Origin of the sequence: Clostridium sp., assembly GCF_017888565.1 — a bacterium.
Classification (GTDB): domain Bacteria; phylum Bacillota; class Clostridia; order Clostridiales; family Clostridiaceae; genus Clostridium.
Genome location: NZ_JAGHFX010000072.1, coordinates 1 through 23400 on the forward strand (window position 1 = coordinate 1; position 23400 = coordinate 23400).

The 23400-nt window shown below is 28.1% G+C and carries 25 protein-coding genes, 4 tRNA genes and 2 pseudogenes; 8 read left to right on the forward strand and 23 right to left on the reverse strand.

What is annotated here, in order from left to right; all coding sequences use genetic code 11:
- The 12 genes and pseudogenes from J7M87_RS14010 to J7M87_RS14070 all read right to left on the reverse strand — a co-directional run.
- The coding region (locus tag J7M87_RS14010) for a family 1 glycosylhydrolase (protein ID WP_291651753.1) at positions 1-337 on the reverse strand (337 nt) is incomplete at its 3' end.
- A gap of 243 nt (positions 338-580) precedes the next feature.
- A pseudogene (locus tag J7M87_RS14015) lies at positions 581-741 on the reverse strand (IS3 family transposase); the annotation flags it as partial.
- Between the two features lie 487 nt (positions 742-1228).
- Entirely contained in the window at positions 1229-2209 is a 981-nt protein-coding gene (locus J7M87_RS14020) for a zinc ribbon domain-containing protein (protein ID WP_365845691.1), read from the reverse strand.
- 152 nt (positions 2210-2361) lie between these two features.
- Positions 2362-2781 carry a DUF3788 domain-containing protein gene (locus tag J7M87_RS14030; protein WP_291651755.1) on the reverse strand — a complete coding sequence of 140 codons (420 nt, stop codon included), beginning with the start codon at positions 2779-2781 and terminating at the stop codon, positions 2362-2364.
- A gap of 132 nt (positions 2782-2913) precedes the next feature.
- Positions 2914-3837: an AraC family transcriptional regulator gene (locus tag J7M87_RS14035; protein WP_291651757.1), complete on the reverse strand. Its 924-nt coding sequence runs from the start codon at positions 3835-3837 to the stop codon at positions 2914-2916.
- Between the two features lie 183 nt (positions 3838-4020).
- The gene (gene rlmH / locus J7M87_RS14040; RefSeq protein ID WP_291651759.1) at positions 4021-4500 is read right to left on the reverse strand and encodes a 23S rRNA (pseudouridine(1915)-N(3))-methyltransferase RlmH; all 480 of its coding nucleotides are present in this window, start codon (positions 4498-4500) and stop codon (positions 4021-4023) included.
- A gap of 31 nt (positions 4501-4531) precedes the next feature.
- The gene (locus tag J7M87_RS14045) at positions 4532-5188 is read right to left on the reverse strand and encodes an Hsp20 family protein (protein ID WP_291651760.1); all 657 of its coding nucleotides are present in this window, start codon (positions 5186-5188) and stop codon (positions 4532-4534) included.
- A 227-nt stretch (positions 5189-5415) separates the two neighbouring features.
- A complete protein-coding gene (locus tag J7M87_RS14050) occupies positions 5416-6057 on the reverse strand; it encodes a lactate utilization protein (protein WP_291651762.1) in 642 nt (213 codons plus the stop codon).
- 134 nt (positions 6058-6191) lie between these two features.
- A complete protein-coding gene (locus J7M87_RS14055) occupies positions 6192-6689 on the reverse strand; it encodes an SEC-C metal-binding domain-containing protein (RefSeq protein ID WP_291651764.1) in 498 nt (165 codons plus the stop codon).
- 46 nt (positions 6690-6735) lie between these two features.
- Positions 6736-6897: a CxxH/CxxC protein gene (locus J7M87_RS14060; protein WP_291651766.1), complete on the reverse strand. Its 162-nt coding sequence runs from the start codon at positions 6895-6897 to the stop codon at positions 6736-6738.
- Positions 6898-6921: 24 nt separating this feature from the next.
- Positions 6922-7713, reverse strand: coding sequence for an MBL fold metallo-hydrolase (locus J7M87_RS14065; RefSeq protein WP_291651768.1), 792 nt, complete (start codon positions 7711-7713; stop codon positions 6922-6924).
- A gap of 22 nt (positions 7714-7735) precedes the next feature.
- On the reverse strand, positions 7736-8995 hold the full coding sequence (locus J7M87_RS14070) for a UDP-N-acetylglucosamine 1-carboxyvinyltransferase (protein WP_291651770.1): 1260 nt from the start codon (positions 8993-8995) through the stop codon (positions 7736-7738).
- A gap of 315 nt (positions 8996-9310) precedes the next feature.
- On the opposite strand from J7M87_RS14070, the gene J7M87_RS14075 reads away from it, so the two are divergent.
- The 4 genes from J7M87_RS14075 (at position 9311) to J7M87_RS14090 (ending at position 12265) form a co-directional block, all read left to right on the forward strand.
- Positions 9311-9853, forward strand: coding sequence for a hypothetical protein (locus J7M87_RS14075; protein ID WP_008676106.1), 543 nt, complete (start codon positions 9311-9313; stop codon positions 9851-9853).
- 158 nt (positions 9854-10011) lie between these two features.
- Positions 10012-10461: a dUTP diphosphatase gene (locus J7M87_RS14080; RefSeq protein WP_291651772.1), complete on the forward strand. Its 450-nt coding sequence runs from the start codon at positions 10012-10014 to the stop codon at positions 10459-10461.
- 86 nt (positions 10462-10547) lie between these two features.
- Entirely contained in the window at positions 10548-10979 is a 432-nt protein-coding gene (locus J7M87_RS14085; protein ID WP_291651774.1) for a DMT family transporter, read from the forward strand.
- 92 nt (positions 10980-11071) lie between these two features.
- Complete coding sequence (locus J7M87_RS14090) at positions 11072-12265, forward strand: S8 family serine peptidase (RefSeq protein WP_291651776.1); 1194 nt, start codon at positions 11072-11074, stop codon at positions 12263-12265.
- A gap of 44 nt (positions 12266-12309) precedes the next feature.
- Here J7M87_RS14090 and J7M87_RS14095 read toward each other — a convergent pair whose 3' ends face one another.
- A complete protein-coding gene (locus J7M87_RS14095) occupies positions 12310-13410 on the reverse strand; it encodes a peptidoglycan DD-metalloendopeptidase family protein (protein ID WP_291651778.1) in 1101 nt (366 codons plus the stop codon).
- Between the two features lie 163 nt (positions 13411-13573).
- On the opposite strand from J7M87_RS14095, the gene J7M87_RS14100 reads away from it, so the two are divergent.
- Both J7M87_RS14100 and J7M87_RS14105 read left to right on the forward strand, forming a co-directional pair.
- A complete protein-coding gene (locus tag J7M87_RS14100; RefSeq protein ID WP_291651780.1) occupies positions 13574-14578 on the forward strand; it encodes a DnaD domain protein in 1005 nt (334 codons plus the stop codon).
- Entirely contained in the window at positions 14571-15545 is a 975-nt protein-coding gene (locus tag J7M87_RS14105; RefSeq protein ID WP_291651782.1) for an ATP-binding protein, read from the forward strand. The genes J7M87_RS14100 and J7M87_RS14105 overlap by 8 nt, the downstream gene beginning before the upstream one ends.
- A gap of 114 nt (positions 15546-15659) precedes the next feature.
- Here the strand turns inward: J7M87_RS14105 and J7M87_RS14110 are convergent.
- The 5 genes from J7M87_RS14110 to J7M87_RS14130 all read right to left on the reverse strand — a co-directional run bounded on the left by J7M87_RS14110 (position 15660) and on the right by J7M87_RS14130 (position 16712).
- A tRNA-Thr gene (locus J7M87_RS14110) sits at positions 15660-15734 on the reverse strand.
- 27 nt (positions 15735-15761) lie between these two features.
- A tRNA-Asp gene (locus J7M87_RS14115) sits at positions 15762-15838 on the reverse strand.
- Between the two features lie 8 nt (positions 15839-15846).
- Positions 15847-15922: transfer RNA gene (locus J7M87_RS14120), tRNA-Val, on the reverse strand.
- Positions 15923-15926: 4 nt separating this feature from the next.
- A tRNA-Glu gene (locus J7M87_RS14125) sits at positions 15927-16001 on the reverse strand.
- A 129-nt stretch (positions 16002-16130) separates the two neighbouring features.
- The gene (locus J7M87_RS14130) at positions 16131-16712 is read right to left on the reverse strand and encodes a hypothetical protein (protein WP_291651784.1); all 582 of its coding nucleotides are present in this window, start codon (positions 16710-16712) and stop codon (positions 16131-16133) included.
- A 300-nt stretch (positions 16713-17012) separates the two neighbouring features.
- Here J7M87_RS14130 and J7M87_RS14135 point away from each other — a divergent pair, with 300 nt between their 5' ends.
- Positions 17013-18257: an NAD(P)/FAD-dependent oxidoreductase gene (locus J7M87_RS14135; protein WP_291651786.1), complete on the forward strand. Its 1245-nt coding sequence runs from the start codon at positions 17013-17015 to the stop codon at positions 18255-18257.
- Positions 18258-18304: 47 nt separating this feature from the next.
- On the opposite strand, the gene J7M87_RS14140 is transcribed toward J7M87_RS14135, so the two are convergent.
- The 4 genes from J7M87_RS14140 to J7M87_RS14155 all read right to left on the reverse strand — a co-directional run bounded on the left by J7M87_RS14140 (position 18305) and on the right by J7M87_RS14155 (position 21822).
- Positions 18305-19054 carry an acyl-ACP thioesterase domain-containing protein gene (locus J7M87_RS14140; RefSeq protein WP_291651788.1) on the reverse strand — a complete coding sequence of 250 codons (750 nt, stop codon included), beginning with the start codon at positions 19052-19054 and terminating at the stop codon, positions 18305-18307.
- Between the two features lie 118 nt (positions 19055-19172).
- Positions 19173-19367, reverse strand: a complete 195-nt coding sequence (locus tag J7M87_RS14145) for a DUF1858 domain-containing protein (RefSeq protein WP_291651790.1) — start codon at positions 19365-19367, stop codon at positions 19173-19175.
- A 133-nt stretch (positions 19368-19500) separates the two neighbouring features.
- Entirely contained in the window at positions 19501-20349 is an 849-nt protein-coding gene (locus J7M87_RS14150) for a hypothetical protein (protein WP_291651792.1), read from the reverse strand.
- Positions 20350-20532: 183 nt separating this feature from the next.
- Positions 20533-21822 (reverse strand): adenylosuccinate synthase, encoded by a 1290-nt coding sequence (locus J7M87_RS14155; RefSeq protein ID WP_291651794.1) that lies wholly within the window; start codon positions 21820-21822, stop codon positions 20533-20535.
- A 217-nt stretch (positions 21823-22039) separates the two neighbouring features.
- Here J7M87_RS14155 and J7M87_RS14160 point away from each other — a divergent pair.
- Positions 22040-23211 (forward strand): annotated as a pseudogene (locus J7M87_RS14160) (malic enzyme-like NAD(P)-binding protein).
- 105 nt (positions 23212-23316) lie between these two features.
- Here J7M87_RS14160 and J7M87_RS14165 read toward each other — a convergent pair.
- Positions 23317-23400 (reverse strand): IS3 family transposase (locus J7M87_RS14165; protein WP_291648866.1); only part of this gene is annotated, 84 nt, incomplete at its 5' end.

A 23400-nucleotide genomic window follows, 5' to 3' on the forward strand; every position in this document is an offset into this window, starting at 1 on the left:
AAACATCATCATAAAACTTTAATCCTGCTTCATTAGGTTCTTTATCATCACCATTAGGGAATATACGTGTCCATGCTATAGACATTCTAAATACCTTAAAGCCCATTTCTGCAAATAACCTAATATCATCTTTATATCTATGATAAAAATCTATAGCTTCATGACTTGGATAATTTAATCCATCAATAGTTTCTCTAGTAATTTTACGTGGAATAGTGTGAGTTCCTGCTGTAAGCATATCACTTGTACTTATACCTTTTCCATCTAAATTCCATCCACCTTCAAATTGGTTAGCAGCTGTAGCACCGCCCCATAAAAAATCTTTACTAAATCCCATAGAATGTTCCTCCTTAATTTAGATAATTTAAATATACTTAGATTTACAAATTAAAATTATTTATTTAAAAATAAAAGACCCATCTGTAGAGATATAAGCAATTGCACAAAATACAATCCTTATAAACTCATACAAATAGGTCTAGCTTGTCTTTCAACAATAACCATCCAATTGTTACATTGACATTATAAAACATTCTAGAAATTCTGTCAACGGTTTCACTTATTTATCTTTTATACTTTTTTCTTCTTTTTTTAATATTGAATTAAAGGATTCAATACAAGCATTATCATAAGAACACCCTTTACGACTATGAGATTGTAGCATCTTACACTTTTTATTGATTCTATAAATTTATTACTAGTATATTGGGATCCAAGGTCAGAGTGAAATATAACCGAACCCTTTTCAGAGCGTTGATTTATACTTAATGTTAGATTTCTCTTTAACTATTTGATTTCACTTAAATTTCTTATTTTCAAAATCTCTAATATTTTTTGGCTCCTTCGTCTTATACAGCATCTATTAATTTATTAGGTTTTATAGTTATGTTTAACACCTATTCTTTAATTTTAATCTTATTGAATCACATATTCAACATCATCTAATAATAGAATTTGCTGGATCATATTTATACAAATTCATCTAAATTATTAAAATATAAACAACTGAAGTAAATTCAGCTGTTCTTTTAAGACTTAATACATTATATTTTTAATTATTTTTTCTAATAATTTTGGTTCTGCCAAAGGTACTTATAAGAAAAACATAGATAGTTCACTATCATATGTAACTTAAAGTCAACTGTCTATTTTAATATTTAATTCTCGCTTTAAACCTTAGTATGTCATTTATACTAAATTCTCCATCTACAATACTCAATATATCTATTCATTTATGCTTACTTTTTCTTTTTTTACTAAGCTCGTGGCTCTTAAATCCATTAATCGTATTGGCTGAATTATCAAAATATCCTTCATTTATATTGAAGTTTACTCTTGAACCAATTAACTCTTCAAAGTCCTTCTTCATAAATTGTAGTGCCTTTTTTATCTCTTCATAAAATAGAATATTCTTTTCAAATTCACTTACAAAAACTTTATATGAAATACTCTTTGATATATATATATTGAATTCCTTCCCAAATTCAAAATCTACATTTTCATATCTTTCAGTTAAAACCTTACTAAAATTTTCTAAGATACTTTTAATGAACTCATATGGTGCTTCAAATAACTTCGCTCTTTTCTTATCTAATTTTTCTAATTCATTATCTATTTTTGATAAGTCTTTCTTTGCTGGATTTACCTTTCTAACTTTTTCTTTATTAACATTGTTAACTATTATTTTAACCATCTTTTCATTAGACAGTAATTCTGATAACTTGCTGAATACGTACTTATTAGCTTTATCAGCCCTTATTGTATTACTATTGCATACAGTTGTACATTTATTCTTCCAATTACCACAAGCATAATAAGCAATTCTTTTCTTATTTCCATCAGCTAATTTATTAGTAGTTCTTGAAGTCACCATTCCAGCTCCACACTTAGGGCATCTTAGTATTCCTGTTAGTGGAAACTCCCCCTCTTCTGTTGTTACTACTACAATTGCGTAATCACTTGAAATCAAAAATAATGAAGAAGTATAATTAACTCCTTTCTTACATTCAATAACATCAGTATATTCTGGTATTAACCCTTGTGATTTATCTTTCTTCAAAATTTCTATATCTAAAATATTTTCTGATACAATTATATATCCACCTAAATTAGCATCTGGTATTTCTATAATTTTATATATACTATTAATAACTTCTACTAGATATTCTTTTAGCTCTTCTAATTGCTTCTTTAAATAAATCTTCTTCATTATATGTTTCTCCCTTCTAAAAAGTAAAAAAACTCTTATCTGCATATTTAATACAAGTAAGAGTTCATAGTTTCTAAAGTAATAATATATTAAAATTATTATATTTTTAGTTTTATTATTATCTATTCAATCATCTAAGCAATAAAGCAAACTTATCTAGTTGTCCTTATATCAATGAGATGGAAGACATCATCATACATTGTATCCATATCTTCTAAATCAATCATAAGCCATTTCTGGCCATTTCCCTCCTTAGTTTGCCTATAAATTCCTTGTAATTCAATAGAACAATTAGGTAATAATGATTCTACTTGGTCTTTTTCTCTTCTCCCTATTACTATTAATACAGTAAAATACATTTCTCTAGGATATATGGTACACAAAGATTTTCCTAACTTCTTAAATTTTATATTCCAACCTGGTTCCCAACCACATTTGCTAAATTCAATTTTACTATCTATATTATATTTTTTTTTAATATCTAAACAAAATCTATCAAATACAGGATTTCTAATGTATTCACTTATTTCTTCTAATGTAGGACAGTAATCATAATTCTGCAACTCACTCAATCTAATACCTCCATTTTTATCAGTATGTTAATAACCCGAAACTTATTTAGAATAAAAATTAATACTATTCTAAATATATTGTTATATTTTTAGAATAATCAATAAATTATAATTTTTATTTTCTAATATGTACTAATATCCTTTATTCATAAGTTTTAACCATATTTCCATACGATTGATACAATCGCAATTTAAATAATATTTTTCAGCTGAAAAAGGTTCAACCATTAATTGATGATTGGGAAGCCAAGTTTGAAAAAGATATTTATTCGCTTTATTTAATGCATCAGTTACTAACTTTTCAAAACTTTCTGCTTCTATATTGCACACAATATACTCTCCTAAAGGTAATTCTTGGATAATATATTCATTGCATAAATCTTTAGGTTCTTTTTCCAAAAATGAGCCAACAAAATACTTAAACGTTCCACTTGCTGATTCTGACATGTAGGAAATCCCCATTTCCATATTCAAGTTAATGAATTCTAGTAATGTATCTTTTTCTTTATGAAACTTGTTCCAAAGTTCTCCAGGAACATCAATACCTGTACTTTCTCCAATAGGAATTTGTTCATTAATGTTTACATCAGCTACAAGACCAATATACTTTTCTGGCTGTGTAATCTTTTTCCTCTTAACTTCTAACACTATATCATTTATAATAAGCGGAACTTCTTCATCAACTAATATATATTTCATAGAAATATCTGGCTTATCAAAAGTATTGAGCAATGGAGCTGTACTCTTACACTCTGTTGGCGTAATACCATATACTTCCTTAAAAGCTCTAGAGAAATTTGCATGACTAGAAAAACCATAATCTAATGCCAAATCTAAAATTCTTTGTTCATTCTCTTTCAGCTTCTCAATTATTTTAGACATTCGGCGCAATTTAACATATTCTTGTAATGGTTTATTTACTAATCTTTTAAATAACCTTTGAAAATAAAATGGTGATAGTGATACCATATTAGCTAATCTTTCAGCACTAATATCCTCTTGTAGGTGTTTTTCAATATAATCGACAGATGTTTGGATTGCTTCCCATGCGTTCATAATATACTCCTCCTTTAATTTATAGAAAAATTATATCAGAGAAATTTATTTTATACTGTTCATGCAATGCTCTCTTATCAAATTTTATTAATTAGCTTACAATAATTCCAAAATGTATATATATTATTTTAATAATATATAGTTTATCTCTAAACAATTATCCAGTTTTAGTAAAAACCTCACTTACTTGTGGTACGGTTCATTCTTCATTATCCTAAAAGCTCTATAAATTTGCTCCAATAACATAACTCTAAACAATTGATGTGGAAAAGTCATTTTTAAGAAGCAAAGTTTATAATTTGCCCTTTTTATAACGCTTTGTGATAGTCCTAAGCTTCCTCCTATTATAAATACTATATTGGAATTTCCCATAATCCCGCAATTTTCTATGTAGTTTGCAAATTGCTCTGAAGTTAAATTTTCTCCCTTTAAGTCCATTGCAATTACAAACATATTATCTTTTATTTTAGATAGTATAAGTTCTCCTTCTTTATCTTTTATTTGTAACTCTTCTTTTTCAGATGCATTATCTGGAGTTTTTTCATCTGGAAGCTCTATAATATCTAATTTACAATATCTACTTAATCTTTTTGAGTATTCATCAATCGCTTGTTTTAGGTACTTTTCTTTTAACTTACCCACTGAAATTATTGTTATATTCATTCCATTTTCTCCTCATCTGTTATATAATTCATTATTTGAAATCTATATAGGTATCTATTTCTGTAATATCATTTGCATCAGTAAAACTTTCTACATCTATAATTGTTGTATCTTTATCTACTGCTGGTCTCTTTTTTAAATAAACTCTTAAGACATCTGCATTATAAACGGCTTGAATTTTATTAGCTTCAACATTTGGAACATAATAACTCTTTTCTAAATTAGATCCTTCTTGAAAAACTGCAACCATTGAATTTCCATTATTAAAAACCTGATTTTTCTTAACTTTAATTCTTATATGATCCTCTTCATAGTCTATATCTATATCCTTCTTATCAAACCCCACTAATTTACCTTCTATTAAATATCTATCACCATAGTCAATAAAATCTAAATCTAGGTCTTCATCTATGCCCTCTAAAACAGAATTTACAACATCATTATTTAAAACTGTGTCAACTATATTATTTATTAAATCTTCATTTGTTATTAACGTTGTAAAAACTTGATTGAATACACTACTAAATGTTCCACCAAAAATTCCAATCATATCACTTCCACTATTAAAGCTACTATATTGATAACTATTATTGAAACTATTATTTATATTATTATTTCCATTATTAGCATTTCCATTGAACATTCCACCTATTACATTATTAATTAAAAAAGGGAACATCTCAAACATATATCTCTCCCGCCTTATAAATTCTTATATAATATAATTATTTAATACAGGAATTTTTGACACAAAAATTAAGAAATGATGGCATTTAAATTTACTTTTTTCAACATACACCTTTCACTTCTTAATTTTTTAATTTATTTATTATTAGTTAATCTATAGTTTATAAACTGCTTATAGGGATAACCTTATCTTCAAATTTTATTATAATTTGCTGATTCTTAATTATCCTAATAGCCTATATTTTCATTCATAAATATAACATGTATTCTATCTTTTTGCATTTGGCTTGCTATTACAGTAAACTCTCTACATATTTTTTCATTACTTTTACAATCCATACAATATCCGACTTTAGCACATGGTGTTTTTTTATTTAATCTCTTTGCATTAGCTGGTGCACATATTTCTCTGTTTCTTTTAATAGCTTCATCAATATCTTTAACTATTTTATTTACTCCTACTAAAAGAATAACCTTATCAGGCCCATATAAAATTGCTGCAACTCTATTTCCATTCCCATCAACATTATAAAGCTTTCCATCTTCAGTAACTGCATTACTACTTGCAAAATATGCATCTGCTAAAAAACTTTCTTTGAATATTCTGGTAACTTCTTCTGAAGTTAATCCTTCTTTATATCTATCTAAAAATTCATATCTTCCACTTCTTAGATGATCGATAACTCCATACTCAAAAAGAGACATAGATCCACCGCAAGATACTACTGCTCCTTCTTTAACAATTTCATTTATTTTTTCTATTAATTCATCTTTTGTATTTACTAAATATCCGTTCATATTATTTTTATTTAATGCTTCTATCGTTCTATTTATCTTTTGCTCATTGACCCATTTTAAGTTATTATCCATATATACTTCCCCCAACATTTATGATAGATTAGATATCTTTTTAAAACTAATATAAACTTATTAAATAAATATTTAAATATACCTATTTGCAGCAAAAAAAGACCTATTCAAATATAGGCCTCTTTTATTTTAAGCTATTTTCCACAGCACTTTTTATATTTCTTTCCACTTCCACATGTACAAGGATCATTTCTTCCTATCTTATTTTCATTTCTTACTATTATAGATTCTCTATATTGTTTTTGAATCTCTTTTCTCTTTTCAGGTGAGAATATTCCTTCCCATTGTGGTAAAGTATATAGATATTCTGCTTTAGCATCTAACATATTGTAATATAATTTTTCTAAATCTACATCTAATGCTATTTCATCAGTAGCTGTTAAAGCTTCTAAATCAAGTGCATTCTTTAAACTATCGTTTATTCCGTCAACGAATCCCATAATAAATTCTGGAGTTGTATTATGTTTATTAGCTAAATCGTTAATTGTGAAAGCATAATTTTCTTTATGCTTTGATAAGATATCTCTGTATATGGCCTTTTCTATTTCCATATACTCATCCCAAAAAGCTTGTTCTCCCTTTGTTTTAACATATTCAACTACCATATCTGTCCATTGTTTATATAAACTCATAAGTTCCTTCTCCTTTTTAATGGTTTTATATTAAATTTATTATTTTTTACTCATTTACTTTAATTATGTACTCTGCATTTTCACTACAATAACTACATTTCATATCCTTTGCCTTTTCCATAATAGGAAAGGTTTCTTCATAGTTGATTAAATCATCCATTGCATCATAAATATGAACTTTGCATGCATATATTTCCTTACTATTCATAATAACTCATCCTCTTCCTAATAACTAAACTTCTATTATGTTACTTGGACTATGTCTATTAGCCATAGTTAAGTCAATATCCTCTTTAGGTACTATACCATGCTCCTTCAACACAGAGCTAACTGTTTCTAGAGCTAAATCTGGATGATTGTTAGTTCCACTTAAGTGCCCTAGTATTATTTTTTTGTTTGGCTTATATCTAATTAGGTCTACTATTGCTTTACCACAATCTTCATTAGATAAATGTCCAACTTCACTTAGTATTCTTCTTTTTAAAGTGTACGGATATGGTCCAAACTTTAGCATATTTACATCATGGTTACTTTCTAATAACATAACTTCCGAGTCCTTTATATTATCTCGTATTTCTTCTGTATATATTCCAAAGTCTGTTGTAACACTAACCTTTTTACCATTATGATGCATAGTATATCCAACTGGAGCAACGGCATCATGAGGTATATTAAAGGATATTATATCTAAATCCTTTATAGATAGTGTTGATCTTCTATCCATTATTCTTATATTATGTTCTTTTATTTTCCCTATACTTCTCTCCATAGCCATCCATGTATCTGCATTGCTATATATAGGAATGTCATATTTACGGGATAATACTCCTATTCCCTTTATGTGGTCTGAGTGTTCATGAGTAACAAATATCCCATCTATATCACCTGGATTTTCTCCAATACTTCTTAAGGCATCATCTATCTTTTTTCCTGGTAAACCCGCATCTATTAATATTTTTGCATGTTCTGAAGCAATAAATATACTATTGCCGCTGCTCCCACTATATAATGGGCAAAACTTCATTTTACTATCCCCCATGCAGATACTATTCAGCTACTCTGATTATGTCTGCACCTAATGCAGTAAACTTGTTTTCAATATGCGGATACCCTCTATCTATATGTTCTATTTCTAATATTTCAGTTACACCTTCTGCAACTAATCCTGCTATTACCATAGCTGCTCCAGCTCTTAAGTCAGTTGCTATAACTTTAGCTCCTACTAAGTTCTTAGAACCTTCTATTATAGCTGTTCTTTCTTCTACTCTTATAGTTGCTCCCATTTTCTTAAGCTCATCTATATGCTTATGTCTACTTTCCCAAATGCTTTCAGCTATTAAACTTTTACCAGGTACTACACTTAATAAAGCTGACATTGGCTGCTGAACATCTGTTGGGAATCCTGGATATGGAGCCGTCTTTACATTAACTCCTTTTAAGTCTCCTTCAACGTATACTCTAACGCTATCATCGCCTTCTTCAACTATAGCTCCCATTTCTATAAGCTTTGCTGCAATTGATTCCAAGTGCTTTGGTATAACATTCTTTATAGTTACATCTCCCTTAGTTGCTGCAGCTGCTATCATAAATGTACCAGCTTCGATTTGATCTGGTATAACGCTATAATTACATCCTGATAACTTTTCTACACCTTTTACTCTAATTACATCCGTTCCTGCACCTTTTATATCTGCTCCCATAGAGTTTAAGAAGTTTGCAACATCTACTACATGAGGTTCTTTTGCAACATTTTCTAGTATTGTTGTCCCTTCTGCTAAAGTTGCTGCTATCATAACATTTATAGTTGCTCCAACTGTAACAACATCAAAAAATATATTTGCTCCATGAAGGTGCTCAGCCTCAACACTAACAGCTCCATGTTCTATAGTAACTTTTGCTCCTAATGCTTCAAATCCTTTTATATGCTGATCTATAGGTCTAACTCCTATAGGGCATCCCCCTGGAAGGTCTACTCTCGCCTTCTTAAACCTTGATAGTAACGCTCCAATAAAGTAATATGATGCTCTCATTCTTCTTACATCATCAGTACATGCTTCTACAGTTCTCACATCAGTAGCATCTATTTCTAAAGTATTATTATCTAACTTATTTACAGAACAACCAAGACTAGTTAATATTCTTTCTAAACAATGTACATCTTCTATATCAGGTACATTATCAATTATGCACTTTCCTTCACTAGCCATTATAGCTGCTGGCAATATGGCTACAGCTGAATTTTTAGCACCATTTATATCAACTGATCCTTTTAAAACTTTGCCTCCATTTATAACTAATTTTTCCATCCGTTTCACCCTTATCATAATTTATATATATTAATATTTCCTATTATTTCAACTATTATCCATTATTAAACTTATTACTTAAATTACTTTCTTAAAAACTTACAATACTCATTATAACATAAAAATAATTTTAGGAAATAGAGTTTTTTATTCCAATTGCCATTTTCCCTAACCTTTATAATATTTGAACTTTTCTTTATATTATCTTTTTTAATTTATTTTAATATGTTATAATTTATAACAAAGTTTGTATTCATTTAAAATACATAAAATAAAATGAAAATATAGACTAATTTGATATGAGAGGCTAAAGCTATGAAATATTATTTAGTGGCATTATTTGATGAAGAATCTTATAAAAACTTAAATCCTATACAAAGAAATCTATCTAAAAAATTTAGAGCTAATAGGAATTCTCCAACTCCTTATATTCCATTAGAGATAATAGAAAATCCTAATATAGATAAACTGGATGTTGTTGTAGATAAAATAGTTAAACCTTATAAAAATTTTAAGGTTCAGCTTTCTACCGAGGTTTCAGTTTCAGAAACTAATAAAACTTTAAATATGAAGATAGAAGATGTAGGATATATAAAGAGGCTTACAAGATTAATGAGTGATACATTAAAATTACACGGGTTTAATACCCAGAATTGCAATAGTGAACCATCAATGCATATATCTTTAGCTAATCTTAATTACCTCCCAAAGGATATGAAAAAATTTGATGGTGAAGTTAACTTTAAATCTAATTGTGAAACTCTTAAAGTTGATAGAATAGAGCTATGGAAATTTTCTACTAACAAAAGAGAAACATTAATAAAAAGTTATCCTTTAAAAAAGAATCTTTATTTATAAATGTAAAATATCAGAAAGTGCTTAATTATTTAAGCACTTTTTTTATTTTCTTAATATATAAAAAATTTATTTTTTTGTATTCGTTTACCGGACTTTTCATTTATAAAATATTTTTGTAAAATATATTATAGTAAATCCTTAAAAGCAGGAGGATATTTATGAATATTATATCTTTTTTTGAATCTCAAAAAGAAAAAAATAAAAAAATCATTATTGATAATACCTTAAGCGAATATAAAATTTGGGCTAGAAAACATCTCGAATTACATACAAAATTAAGCTATCTAGCAAATGAAACTAAATGCTATAAATATTGGATATCAGAAGATGAACCAATGAATGTGTCAATATTATTTGAGAAATATTTAGATTGTTTTGCTCATATAATTAATCTTGGTATAGATAGACATTACGATCATATCGAAGAAGTACTTATTAAACCAAATGATTATTGTTTAAGCGATCAATTTTTAAATCTATTTATAGATTTAAATGACCTAATAATATCACCTTCTGAAGACCATTATATAACACTAGTTGAAGATTTTATTAGCTTAGGAATTACTTTGGGTTATTCAGAATCTAAGATTAAAGAATCATTTATTTAGTATATAATTAAAACCTTCTATATTTATAGGAGGTTTTTTAATATTTCTTTTATTTAAGTGGAATACTACCCTTGAGGTGATTTAATATGCTAGCAATTATATATGCAATAATATCAGGAATATCCATGACACTACAAGGCGTATTCAATACTAAATTAGAAGAGAAGGTTGGAACCTGGGAAACAAACGTTATAGTTCAAGCTACTGCATTAGCTTTAACATTAATTATTGTAATGTTCTTTGGAAAAGGTAGCTTTAAAGCCGTAAAAGAAGTAAATAAACTATATTTACTTGGCGGTGTACTTGGTGTAATAATTATTTTTACTGTTATGAGAAGTATTGGTGCAATGGGTGCTACATGTGGAATTGCTATAATACTAGTTGCTCAATTAGCTTCTGCTGGAATTGTAGATGCATTTGGCTTATTTGGAGCTGAAAAGATATCATTCCATCTTAAGGAGTTCATAGGAATAGCTATAATGATATTAGGAATAGTTATATTTAAATGGAGAGGCTAATGCTTCTCCTTTTTTTATATAATAAATTATAGCATTAACAAAATCGATACTTTTACTATACTATATATTGTAATTAATTTTAGGAGTATAGTATGTTTTCTTCTAATAAAAAGTTGGATACAAACTTAAAGAGTTGTATGTTAGCAAAGCCCTATAATAATTATAGGATACTTATTAAATATAAAAGGTTTCAGGATAGCCTCATAAGGAAAATTACATCTTATAAAGGGGAAGTTATGAGCAATATAAAGCATTGCAATATAATATCCGCTAGACTAAATACTAGAGGTATTCAAAGATTATTAGAATATCCTGAAGTTGAGTATATTTGCTTTGATGAATATTTATTTTTATGCGGCATGAGTGTTAGTACTGCAAATAAAGTAAGAATATCTAGTAAGACCAAAAGTTCTGGTAAAGGCATCGGTGTTGCAATCATAGATACTGGAGTTTATCCTCATCCTGATTTAGTTACTCCATATAATAGAATATCTATGTTTGTCGACTTGATAAATGGACTAAAATATCCGTATGATGATAATGGTCATGGTACTTGTACCGCTGGAATAATTGCAGGAAACGGTGAAAAATCAAATGGCATGTATCGTGGGGTTGCTACTGAATGTAATATATATTGCTATAAAGCATTTGATAAAAGTGGTAAGGGGTATATATCTGATATACTTCACTCTATGGAAATGATTTCTGAAGAATCTGAAAAACATAATATTAAACTGTTATGTTTGCCATTTGAGCTTCTACATTATAATGTATTTCTGCAAAAATGTTTTGATATAATGGTTTCATTAGTAAATAGTAAAAACATAACTTGTATAGTTCCAAGTGGAAGCAATAAAAATTTAGATGGGTCAATTACAGGAATTGCTTTATGTCCTAACTGCATAACAGTCTCAGGATATGATTCTACGTCCAAGGTGAAACCTTATACTTATTCATCTATAGGCGCATTAAAAAAAGACTTAAAACCTAATTTATGTGCATCATGTGTTGATATAGTTTCTTTAAACTCTAACACTAATTATATTTCTGAAAAAGATGGTATTAAGCTTTATCCATCAAAACTTGATAGTTCATATAAAACATTTAGTGGTACTTCATTAGCTGCCGCTTATGTAGCTGGTGTTTGTGCTTTAATTTATGAAAATAACGAAAACTTAACCCCCAAAGATGTAGCTTCACTTTTAAAAGTCTCATGTGAGCCACTTGATATGCCAAAGAATTGCCAAGGTGATGGAAAAATAAATATAAACTCTATATTAAAATGAAAGGTACTAATTTAAGCACCTTTCATTTTATATTAACTATCAATTTATTGAACAATATATTTTGTAGGATCTACTGGTTCATTATCTACTCTAAGTTCAAAGTGTAAATGAGGTCCTGTACTAAATCCAGTGCTTCCAATAGCTCCTATTACATCTTCCTTTTTAACTTTATCTCCTACCTTAACATAAAAGTCACTTAAATGACCATAATATGTAACCATATTATCTTCATGCTTAACTATTATTAAATTTCCATAACCGCCGTCATTGTATTGTGCGTAAATAACCTCTCCATCCATTGCAACTAATGCATCATCCCCTGTATTACCTGCAATATCTATTCCCTTATGAAAAGAGTTCCATCTCTCTCCATATCCAGAGGTCATGTATCCCCCCCTAGTTGGGCTACTTAAAAAAGCGACTCCATAGTCATAGGGGTTTTTTGTTCCTCTATATATCTTTTTAGCAACTTGTTCCTTTATTACTTCTTCATTGACAACTTTTGTTTCTATTAGTTTGTTATTTTCATAAGTAACTTCTTTAACTTGTTTCTTTAATCCAACCTCGCCATATTCAACCTTACTTTCTCCTAAGTACATTGAATCACTTGGTATTATTATTGTATTAGGCTGAATTTTTATATTTTCCTCACTAGTATATTTCACATTTAACTTAATCTCACTTGATTCTTCATGTGATAATTCATATATATAATTAACTAGTTCATCATTTGTCTGTAATAAACCTACATCAAATCTACCTTCTTGCAAGTCTATATCTCCACTTATTTCAAATGATAATACTGAGTCTTCATTGATATCCATTTCGTCTATAACTTTCTTCAGGACCAAATCTTCTATTTTAGTTAGATTATTTTCTATTGAAGTATATCCTATTACTTTATTACCTAATTTAACTTCATACCCATCTATCTTGCCCGTTAATGCAACAATTAAATTTTCAAATATATTATCAGATATTTTGTCAGATATAGAATATCTTGAGTTATTTAAGTCAATATTATTTAACACCTCATTTGTATTAGCACTAACCTTAATAGAATTAATATTTATAACTAGAATAGTACTAAATATTAGTAATACAACATATCTAGTTATTTTTCCCGAGTCTCCTTTTGTATCCATAAAATCTCCTTTCATATTAATAATGTTAAGCAACACATCTATTAGTTTTACCAGATTTAGAAATAATATTCTTTTATATATTCCATAGTTTAGTTGAGCCTACTTCACCACTTTGTTATAATTAACTTATTATACAATTAATTTTAGAAAGGTAGATGTAAATATGAGCACTTTTATGCTTAAATCAAAGCCTTTAAAATTTACTCCTGTCAGTAATGCATTTATTGAAAAATATATGCCTAAAGCTAGAGGAGAATTTATTAAAGTATATCTTCTTATGCTTAAATATAATTTTACAGGCGAAATCGGTGTTAATGCATCAATCTTAGCTACATCATTGAATTTATTAGAGTCTGATATAATAAATGCCCTTAACTATTGGAATGAAGAAGGAGCAATCAAACTAGTTCCAATAGACAAAATGGGAAACTTTGATATAGAATTTATAGATCTTTCCTCTGAAAATACTGTTAATAAGGACGAAATTAATATATTAGCTGAACTTTCGGATGAATCTAACAATGGTATGCTAAAAGATATAGAAAAATTATTAGGTAGACCACTATCCCCTAGCGAGTTCACGACCTATATAAGCTGGAAAAGGGACTTTAATTTTTCTTCTGAACTGATACTACTACTTATAGAGTACTGTGCTTCTAAAGGGAAAACAAATCATAGGTATATAGAAAAGGTTGCCTTAGCTTGGCATGAAATGAGTATAAAAACAATTGATGATGCTCAAAATTATATAAGAAAAACAGAAGATAAATGGGGTACTTATAGAGAAATTTTAAAATTCTTAGGAATTAGAAATACTGATATAATGAAACCCCAAGAAGATATGTTAGAAAAATGGACTACAAATTACAACTTTTCATTAGAAATAATAAAGAAAGCATGTGACATTTGCTTCCAAAGGTTAAATAGGGCTGATTTTAAGTATATAGATGGAATATTATCCAGTTGGAATAAAGATAACCTTAGGACATTAAAACAAATTGAAGAAAAAGAAACTTCTTATAAAAATTCATCTTCTAAAAAGAATTTTAACAATCAAAAGTCAAATTCATATGAAAAGCCTAAATTAAGATTTAATAACTTTAAAGGCCGTGACTATGATTATGATGATTTGGAAAAGAAATTATTAGGATGGGATAATGATGATTAAAGGATATGAAAAAGAATTAACATTAATTTATGAAAACATACGACTTGAAGAGGAGAAAAATTTAGAAAAAAGGCGTAAAGAAATAAAGCAAAAGCATCCAAATATCTTAGAATTAGATAATTTAATTCAGAAAAAGTCCCTTAATTTAGCTATGTCAGTTTTAAGGGGCATAAATGAATTAGAACTCAAAAATCTGAAAGAAGAAATAGTTGATCTCAGATTTAAAAAATATGAAGCTCTAGTAGCTAATGGATATGATCAAGAATATTTAACACTTCATCACAGATGCCCTAAATGTAAAGATCAAGGATATATCGGTAGTACAAAATGTATTTGCTATAAGAATAAATTAGTCAACCTTTACTATAAGGACTCTGATTTACAAGATTCACTAAGAGTAAATAACTTTAATAACTTTGATCTATCTTTATTTACTAATTATAAAATAAGTGATGATAAATACACTCCTAGAAAAAATATTGAAAATATTCTTGAGTATATAAATGGAGACTTTATACCAAACTTCTCTAAAAATAATGACAATGTATTATTTTATGGTGATTCAGGAACCGGAAAGACGTTTCTCAGTTGCTGTGTTGCAAAAGAACTACTTGATAAAGGTTATTTAGTGGTTTATAGAAGTATAGATGAGCTTATTAAAAATTTAAGAGAAATAAGATTCGAAAATAATTATAATTTAGAAGATCTTTTAATAAACTGTGATCTACTAATAATAGATGACCTAGGAGCAGAACAACTTACTGAATTCTCTGCAACAGAATTTTTTAATTTTCTAAATAAGAAACTATTAAAAAGAAAAAAAATGCTAATTTCCACAAACTTGTCCTTGCCTGATATAAGTAAAAATTATTCTGAAAGAATTTCTTCTAGACTCCTAGGTAACTTTAAGTTATATAAATTTTATTCTGAAGATATAAGAATTCAATTAAATTTAAAGAAAAAATAAAAAAGTGTAATACTTAATTTCAAAATTAAGTATTACACTTTTTATTTGTTATAAAAAATATATATATACATAACTATAAAAAACAAAAAGACTTTAGAATTATCTAAAGTCTTATGGAGCTGGCAATAGGAATCGAACCTACAACCTGCTGATTACAAGTCAGCTGCTCTACCGTTGAGCCATGCCAGCGCATGTTAATTTTATCTCACTTTAAAGTGGCGACTCAGAAGGGGCTCGAACCCTCGACCTCCGGCGTGACAGGCCGGCACTCTAACCAACTGAGCTACTGAGCCAAATTTTATGGTGGAAACAACAGGGATCGAACCTGTGACCCTCTGCTTGTAAGGCAGATGCTCTCCCAGCTGAGCTATGCTTCCATAATGGTGACTCCTAGGGGAATCGAACCCCTGTTACCACCGTGAAAGGGTGGTGTCTTGACCGCTTGACCAAGGAGCCATGTTTTTTTCTCAACCGAGCTGTTCTGTCGGCGAGCACATTAACTATAATACATAAATTTTAATATAGTGTCAACACTTTTTAACAACTTTTTTTTTTATTTTTAAATTACTTTATTTATACGTGCACTTAGGTCAATAATTTAGTACCGTTATTGCCGAATTTTACTACATTTATAGCCTTTTCATATCTTAATAAATGTGATTGATTTTCTTTTATTTCTTTTTTTATTTTATCTATTTCAAAATTACAAACTTCTAAAAATTCTTCTTTTTTTATTTCTTCTATATTTATATTATAGTTATTTTTCCTAAAGTTTTGTCCACTAGCAATTATTCTTGTAGGAATTTTATTATTTATTACACAGATTATCTCTTTTTCCCATATTCCTCTCTTATTTACTGAGTATTTATCCTTTAATAAATTTATTTCTTCTACATTTTCTTTAAATTGATTCTTAAAATTATCAAATAATATTTTATAGAATTGTACGGATATTCCCCTATTTAATTTTATTTTTAGAAAGTTCTTATTATTTATTAAAAAATCATCCACATCCGATTCTGGAATAAATTTTAAATCTTTATTAAAAAAAATATTAATCCCCTTAGAATTAGGATAATTTACTACACATTGATCATAGTTCATTCTTCTTAACTTAAATTCTTTATTGTAATCTTCATTATCTTCATTAACTACTTTAACTATCATAATTTCACCTCATTACTATATATCGTGTAATATAAACCAACTATACTGTATTTATTTATCTATTTACTTATTTTATTATTCCATATTTATAAATTTATATTATATATTTTTTAAAGATTACATATTTAAAGAGCTTATATTATAATCTGTAGTAACTCATATTTACTGGTTTACATAATAAGATTATATGCATAATTACAAGTTAATAAAAAATTTTACATAAATAGAATATTATTATATTAACCAAAAAATTTATATTATGATAAAATTAAAATTATTAACTTATTAAGGAGATTTATTATGATTCATCATGATTTAATTATAGTAGGCGGTGGTGCTTCTGGCTTATCAGCAGCTATTACTGCTAAAGATTTTGGACTAGATGTTGCCATAGTTGAAGGTACTGATAGGATAGGAAAAAAAATATTAACTACAGGAAATGGCCGTTGTAACATCTCTAACAGAACAATTTCATTTCCTTTTCTTTCTTACCATAGTGAAAATCCAGGATTTTTTACAAATGTTTTATCAAGCTTTAGTGTAGATGACACAGAAAATTTTTTTCTATCATTAGGACTTCCAATTGTAGAATTAAAAAATGGTAAGATGTATCCCAAATCACTTCAAGCATCTTCAGTTGTAGATATATTAAAATTAGCTTTAGAAGACCGAGGTATTCCTTTATACACAGATTGTAAAGTGAAAGATATCCACAAGAAAAATATTTTTAAGTTATCCACAAATAACGAAGAAAATAAGTTATTCACATGTAATAAATTAATTTTAGCTTGTGGAGGAAGATCAGCAGTAAAAACAGGATCTGATGGTTCTGCATATAACTTAGCAAAATCATTCGGACACTCAATAATTGAAACTATTCCTGGAATAGTTCAATTAAAATTGAGTTATCCTTATTTAAAATCTATCACAGGAGTAAAATTTGATGGATATTCAACATTATTAGTTGATGGTGAACCAATAAGAAAAGAATTTGGTGAAATTCTCTTTACTGATTACGGAATATCAGGCCCCCCAATTCTTCAAATTTCTGGTCATGCTTCTAAGGCCTTATTAAAGAAAAAAAATGTTGAAGTTATTGTAGATATGATGCCTAATCAATCACTATCAGAAATAGAGGATTTTATAGAAAATCACTTTGCAATATTTTCTCATAGGCCTGTTATAAATTCTTTAATTGGAATAGTAAATAAAAAGTTAATTCCAACACTATTAAAAGAAGCTAATATAGAAAATTTACATAAACCTTGTTATGACTTAAAGTGGGATGAGAAGAAAAGACTTATTAACTTGTTAAAGAACTGGAAATTCAAATGTATTGATACTAATGGATTCAATCAAGCACAAGTTACTATTGGAGGAATAAACACTAAAGAGGTTGATCCAAAAACCCTTGAATCTAAGCTAGTAAAAAATTTATATTTTTGTGGAGAAATACTAGACGTAGATGGTGACTGTGGTGGCTTTAATCTTCATTGGGCTTGGAGTTCAGGTAATTTTGTTTCAAAAAATATAGCTAATTATTAATACAAAAAGGAGTAATAATTTGACTGGTTATTACTCCTTTTTATATTCTAACACTTATTCCAACGACCAATTAATCTTGTCAATTCTTTTCCATCAACAGTTTCTATTTTGTGAATAGTAACCATTTCATCCCCCTCTTCTACTCTAACATCTGTAAACACTTTAACTTCTTCGCCATATTTACATTCCTTTTCAAATGTTACCTTAACTTCACTTAATACATAATTATTTACAATATCTTCTGGTAATGTTTCAATAGCCCAATCAATGTATTTAGTATTATTTACGTGTTTATTAAAATCTATATCTGTATATCTTATTTTGAAGTTTCTTTCATACTTATGTTCATCAATCTTTTCTAATCTAGGAAGCTTAAATTCCTCTTTCATATCGCCATCTACACCATAAACCTCATATTGTTCTTGTGGTATCCTCATCATTCTTCTTTTTTCTAGATTAACTAATAAGAATATGGCATTAGCAGATACAACTATATTTCCACTACTATCTTTAATTTCATAATTTCTTAAAGCATAAAATTTCTTAAACCCTACTGCTTCAGTTTTCACTGATAGCTTTTCTCCATACATTGGATGTCTAAATACTTTTACATGATAGTTATAAAATACCCATGTCATATTATTTTCTAGTAAACTTTCCATACCTGAACCAAGCTCTTCTGATTGTTTTGTACCTATATCAGATAAAATATTTATTATAGTTGACATTGTACATCTTAAATTGCTATCTACATCGTAATAATGTAATTCATATTCCTTATTATAACTGTTCCCCATAATATCCTCCTAATCTAAATATCAAAACTCTGCATTTCTACAGAGTTGAAATAATATTATAATTATAACACTTTTTACATTCTTTAGAAAAAATTTCACCAAAAACTTATACCTTCTATTAATAAAATCTATTATAATTTAATTCATTAATTAATCTCTCTACATCTATTCCTTTTTTTATGCACATATCTTCTATTGTAATTTTACTATTGCTACTAAAAATTCCACATCCTATCCCAAAGCTTAAAAATATTTGTTCAACTTGAGGATTTTCTTGTATAGCCTCTAATACGGTCATATCTTTATTTATCATATACTCACCTCTACTATGTTTTCTTTTTATAGTATTAGTTTTATTTGTATTATTATGTATAAGGTCATTTATACATATAGAATAAAAGGCCTATTTAACTAAATATAATCTAGTTAAATAAACCTTTCTCAATTTACATTATAGGATCTATAAAATTTTCTACAATATTACTTCTATCTAATGATAGTATATTTAAATAAGATATTGTATATGCTTGAATTGAATATTGTCCTATTATAGCTATTACTATCCCAACTAAAGGTATTACTTGAAATATAGCTAAAACTAATCCAATACCAATTGTTATTCCAGATATAGCTGCCAATTTCCCTATAGTTGACCAGAAATATCCCCTTTTAAATAGCATAAATGTTTCCCCTATTGCTTCAGTAATCGTTAAATCTCTTACTATTAGCATTGAATTAAATAAATATGGTAACGGTGCTAAGATAACAATTAATGCAATTAACAAAGGAATTAATATTATTAACACAATACCCATAGTTATTAAAGATAATAATAATGTTAGTAAAACTACTACTACTATAAACGCAAAAAATATTAGCCAAATTAATATATTTAATCCTAAAATGCTCCATTTCTTTTGCCAAACATACTTATTAGCAGCTCTCCAACTTACTTCATTTCCTTTATTCGCATCATCCAACATTTTAGTTATAATCCCATTTGCATATAACATTAATATTGATGATATTATTGATACTAAAATTATGAGAAGTATTGTTCCTAATCCTATAAACGGTATAGCATCATCTAAATAGGAATATGAATAAGAATATGAATATGAAATATTCATAAAGGCTGAAAAAACTATTACTATAATCATTCCAAATAAAACTACAAACATAGGAACAATAAATATTCCAATAACCTTTAAAATTTCTAATGCACTACTTTTACATGAATTAAATGCTCTTGATAACATTTCTGAAATTGACAAATAAACTTTTCTCTCTTCCATAAGCTCACCTCCTAAATTAAATCATATTAATATATATATTAATTTTACCACAATTTATTTACAAAATTTATTAAATACGTACTTTTTTATACAATATCATATATATATTTATTTATATATATTTTTTCATAATTATTAATAATTAAGGAGAGTATTATAAAAATTAATACTCTCCTCTTTATTTTATAATTCTTTTGTTACTCTAATTGTTTGATCTCTTCTTGGACCTACACCAATTATTGATATCTTTGTACCTGTAAGTTCTTCAATTCTTGTTAGGTATTTTTTAGCATTCTCAGGTAATTCATCATAACTTCTCGCCCTTGCTACTTCTTCACCCCATCCATCAAACTCTTCATATATAGGTTCGCACTTTTCTAAGTCATCTAAACTTGCAGGGAAATAATCTATGACTTTATCATTAAACTTATATCCTACACAAATTTTAAGTTTTTCTAATCCAGCTAAAGTATCTATCTTGGTCACACATAATGATGTTAATCCTGATACTCTTACAGTTGTCTTTAATATAACAGCATCTAACCAACCACATCTTCTAGATCTACCTGTAGTCACTCCATATTCATGACCTTTTTCTCTTATCCATTCACCAATTTCATTATCTAATTCAGTTGGAAATGGCCCCTTACCAACTCTTGTTGTATATGCCTTTGCAATTCCTACTGCATTAGTAACCATAGTTGGTCCTATTCCAGATCCACTTGCTACACCACAAGCTGTAGTGTTTGAAGATGTAACATATGGATATGTTCCATAATCTATATCTAAAAGCATTCCTTGAGCGCCTTCAAATAAAACTGTTTTATCTTGTTTTATTTCATCATATAACCTTACTGAAGTATCTTGTACATATGGTTTTAATCTTTTTGCAAGCTCTATGTATTCTGAAAGTATCTCATTATAATTTAATTCTTCTCCACCTAAGACCTTTACTATATATTGATTTTTAGAATCTATATTTTCCTTTAATTTTTCTTTAAATATATTTTCATTTATAAGATCACATACCCTTATTCCAGATCTTTCAAACTTATCTGTATAACAAGGTCCTATTCCTTTTCCTGTTGTACCTATATCATTTTTCCCTCTAGCCTTTTCCTTTAGCTTATCTAAAGTCTTATGATATGGCATTATAACATGCGCTCTATCACTTACTATAAGTTTTTCTGGTGTAACTTTAACACCTTCACCTTCTAGATAATCTATTTCTGTAAATAAAGCTTTCGGATCTACAACAACACCATTTCCTATAATATTTAATTTTTTATCATATAATATTCCTGATGGGATTAAATGAAGTTTATATTGCTTATCTCCAACTTCAACTGTATGACCAGCGTTATTTCCTCCTTGGAATCTAACTATTACCTGCGCTTCTTCTGCAAGGTAATCCGTCATCTTCCCTTTTCCTTCATCTCCCCATTGAGCTCCTAGAACAACAAATGCTGACATTTACATTGCCTCCTTGTAAAAGGACATATGAATCCTTTATTAATAAAATTAGTTAATATTAATCTCCACATACCATATTATCAAAGCAAAAATAAACTTTCAACTTGTTTGCGAATATTTATTTACATTAGCTCATTATAATTCGTATAATAGAGATAGTAACTACTTATATTTTTGATTAAATTAAATTATTTATTCTATATAAAGGAGTATTAATATGAATATTTATGAAGAATCTCTAAAATATCATAAAAATTTGAAAGGTAAGATTGAGATAAAATCAAGATGTAAAATATCCAATGAAAATGATTTAAGTTTAGCATACACTCCTGGAGTAGCTGAGCCGTGTAGAGAAATACATAAAGACCCCACTAATGCTTATGTCTACACAAGAAAATGGAATACCGTTGCAGTAATATCAGATGGAACAGCTGTACTTGGATTAGGTGATATAGGCCCTTTAGCATCTCTTCCAGTTATGGAGGGTAAATCTATATTGTTTAAAGAATTCGGAAATATAGATGCCTTTCCACTGGTTTTAGATACTAAAGATGTTGATGAAATAGTTGAAACAATTGTAAGAATCTCTCCAAGCCTTGGAGGAATAAATTTAGAAGACATATCTGCCCCTAGATGCTTTGAAATCGAAAAAAAACTTAAAGAAAAATTAGATATACCTGTTTTTCATGATGATCAGCATGGTACAGCTATAGTTGTATTAGCAGGTTTAATAAATTCATTAAAATTAGTTAATAAAGATATTAAAAATATAAAAATTGTCATAAATGGTGCTGGTTCAGCTGGAACTGCTATATGAAGTTATTAATTTCCTTTGGTGCACAAAGTATAGTAGTATGCGATAAATCAGGAATAATTAACTCTTATTCTCCAAATTTAAATGACTCAATGAAAGATTTATCTCTAATTACTAACAAAGATAACATAAGTGGAAGTTTAAAAGATGCCTTAATTGGTGCTGATGTATTTATAGGGGTTTCTGCTCCTAACCTAGTTACAAAAGAAATGGCTAGTAGCATGAATTCAGACTCAATAATTTTTGCTATGGCAAATCCTATTCCAGAAATATTCCCAGATGATGCAAAGGATGCTGGAGTAAAAATAATAGGTACAGGAAGATCAGATTTTCCTAATCAAGTTAACAATGTATTAGCCTTTCCAGGAATTTTCAGAGGTGCTTTAGATGTAAGAGCTTCCGACATTAATGAGAAAATGAAAATTTCAGCTGCATATGCTATTGCTAATTCTGTAGATAAAAATGATCTTGACTTTGATTTTATATTACCTAAAGCATTCGATTTAAATGTTCAAAAAGCAGTGGCTGAAGCTGTCAAAGAAGCTGCAATTAAAAGTGGTGTTTCTAGAATATAATATTATATTATTTCCTATATAAATTTAATATTTTTATAATAAAAAATAAGAAGAGGAGAGTTAATTAAACTGGTCCCTATGTCAAGGACATTTTAAAAAAGAGAGTTAGGAAGCTAAGAGCTGATTTCTGTATTGAACAGGAGTCAGCTTTTTTAAGTTCCACTGACAACGGTCATTATTATAATAATC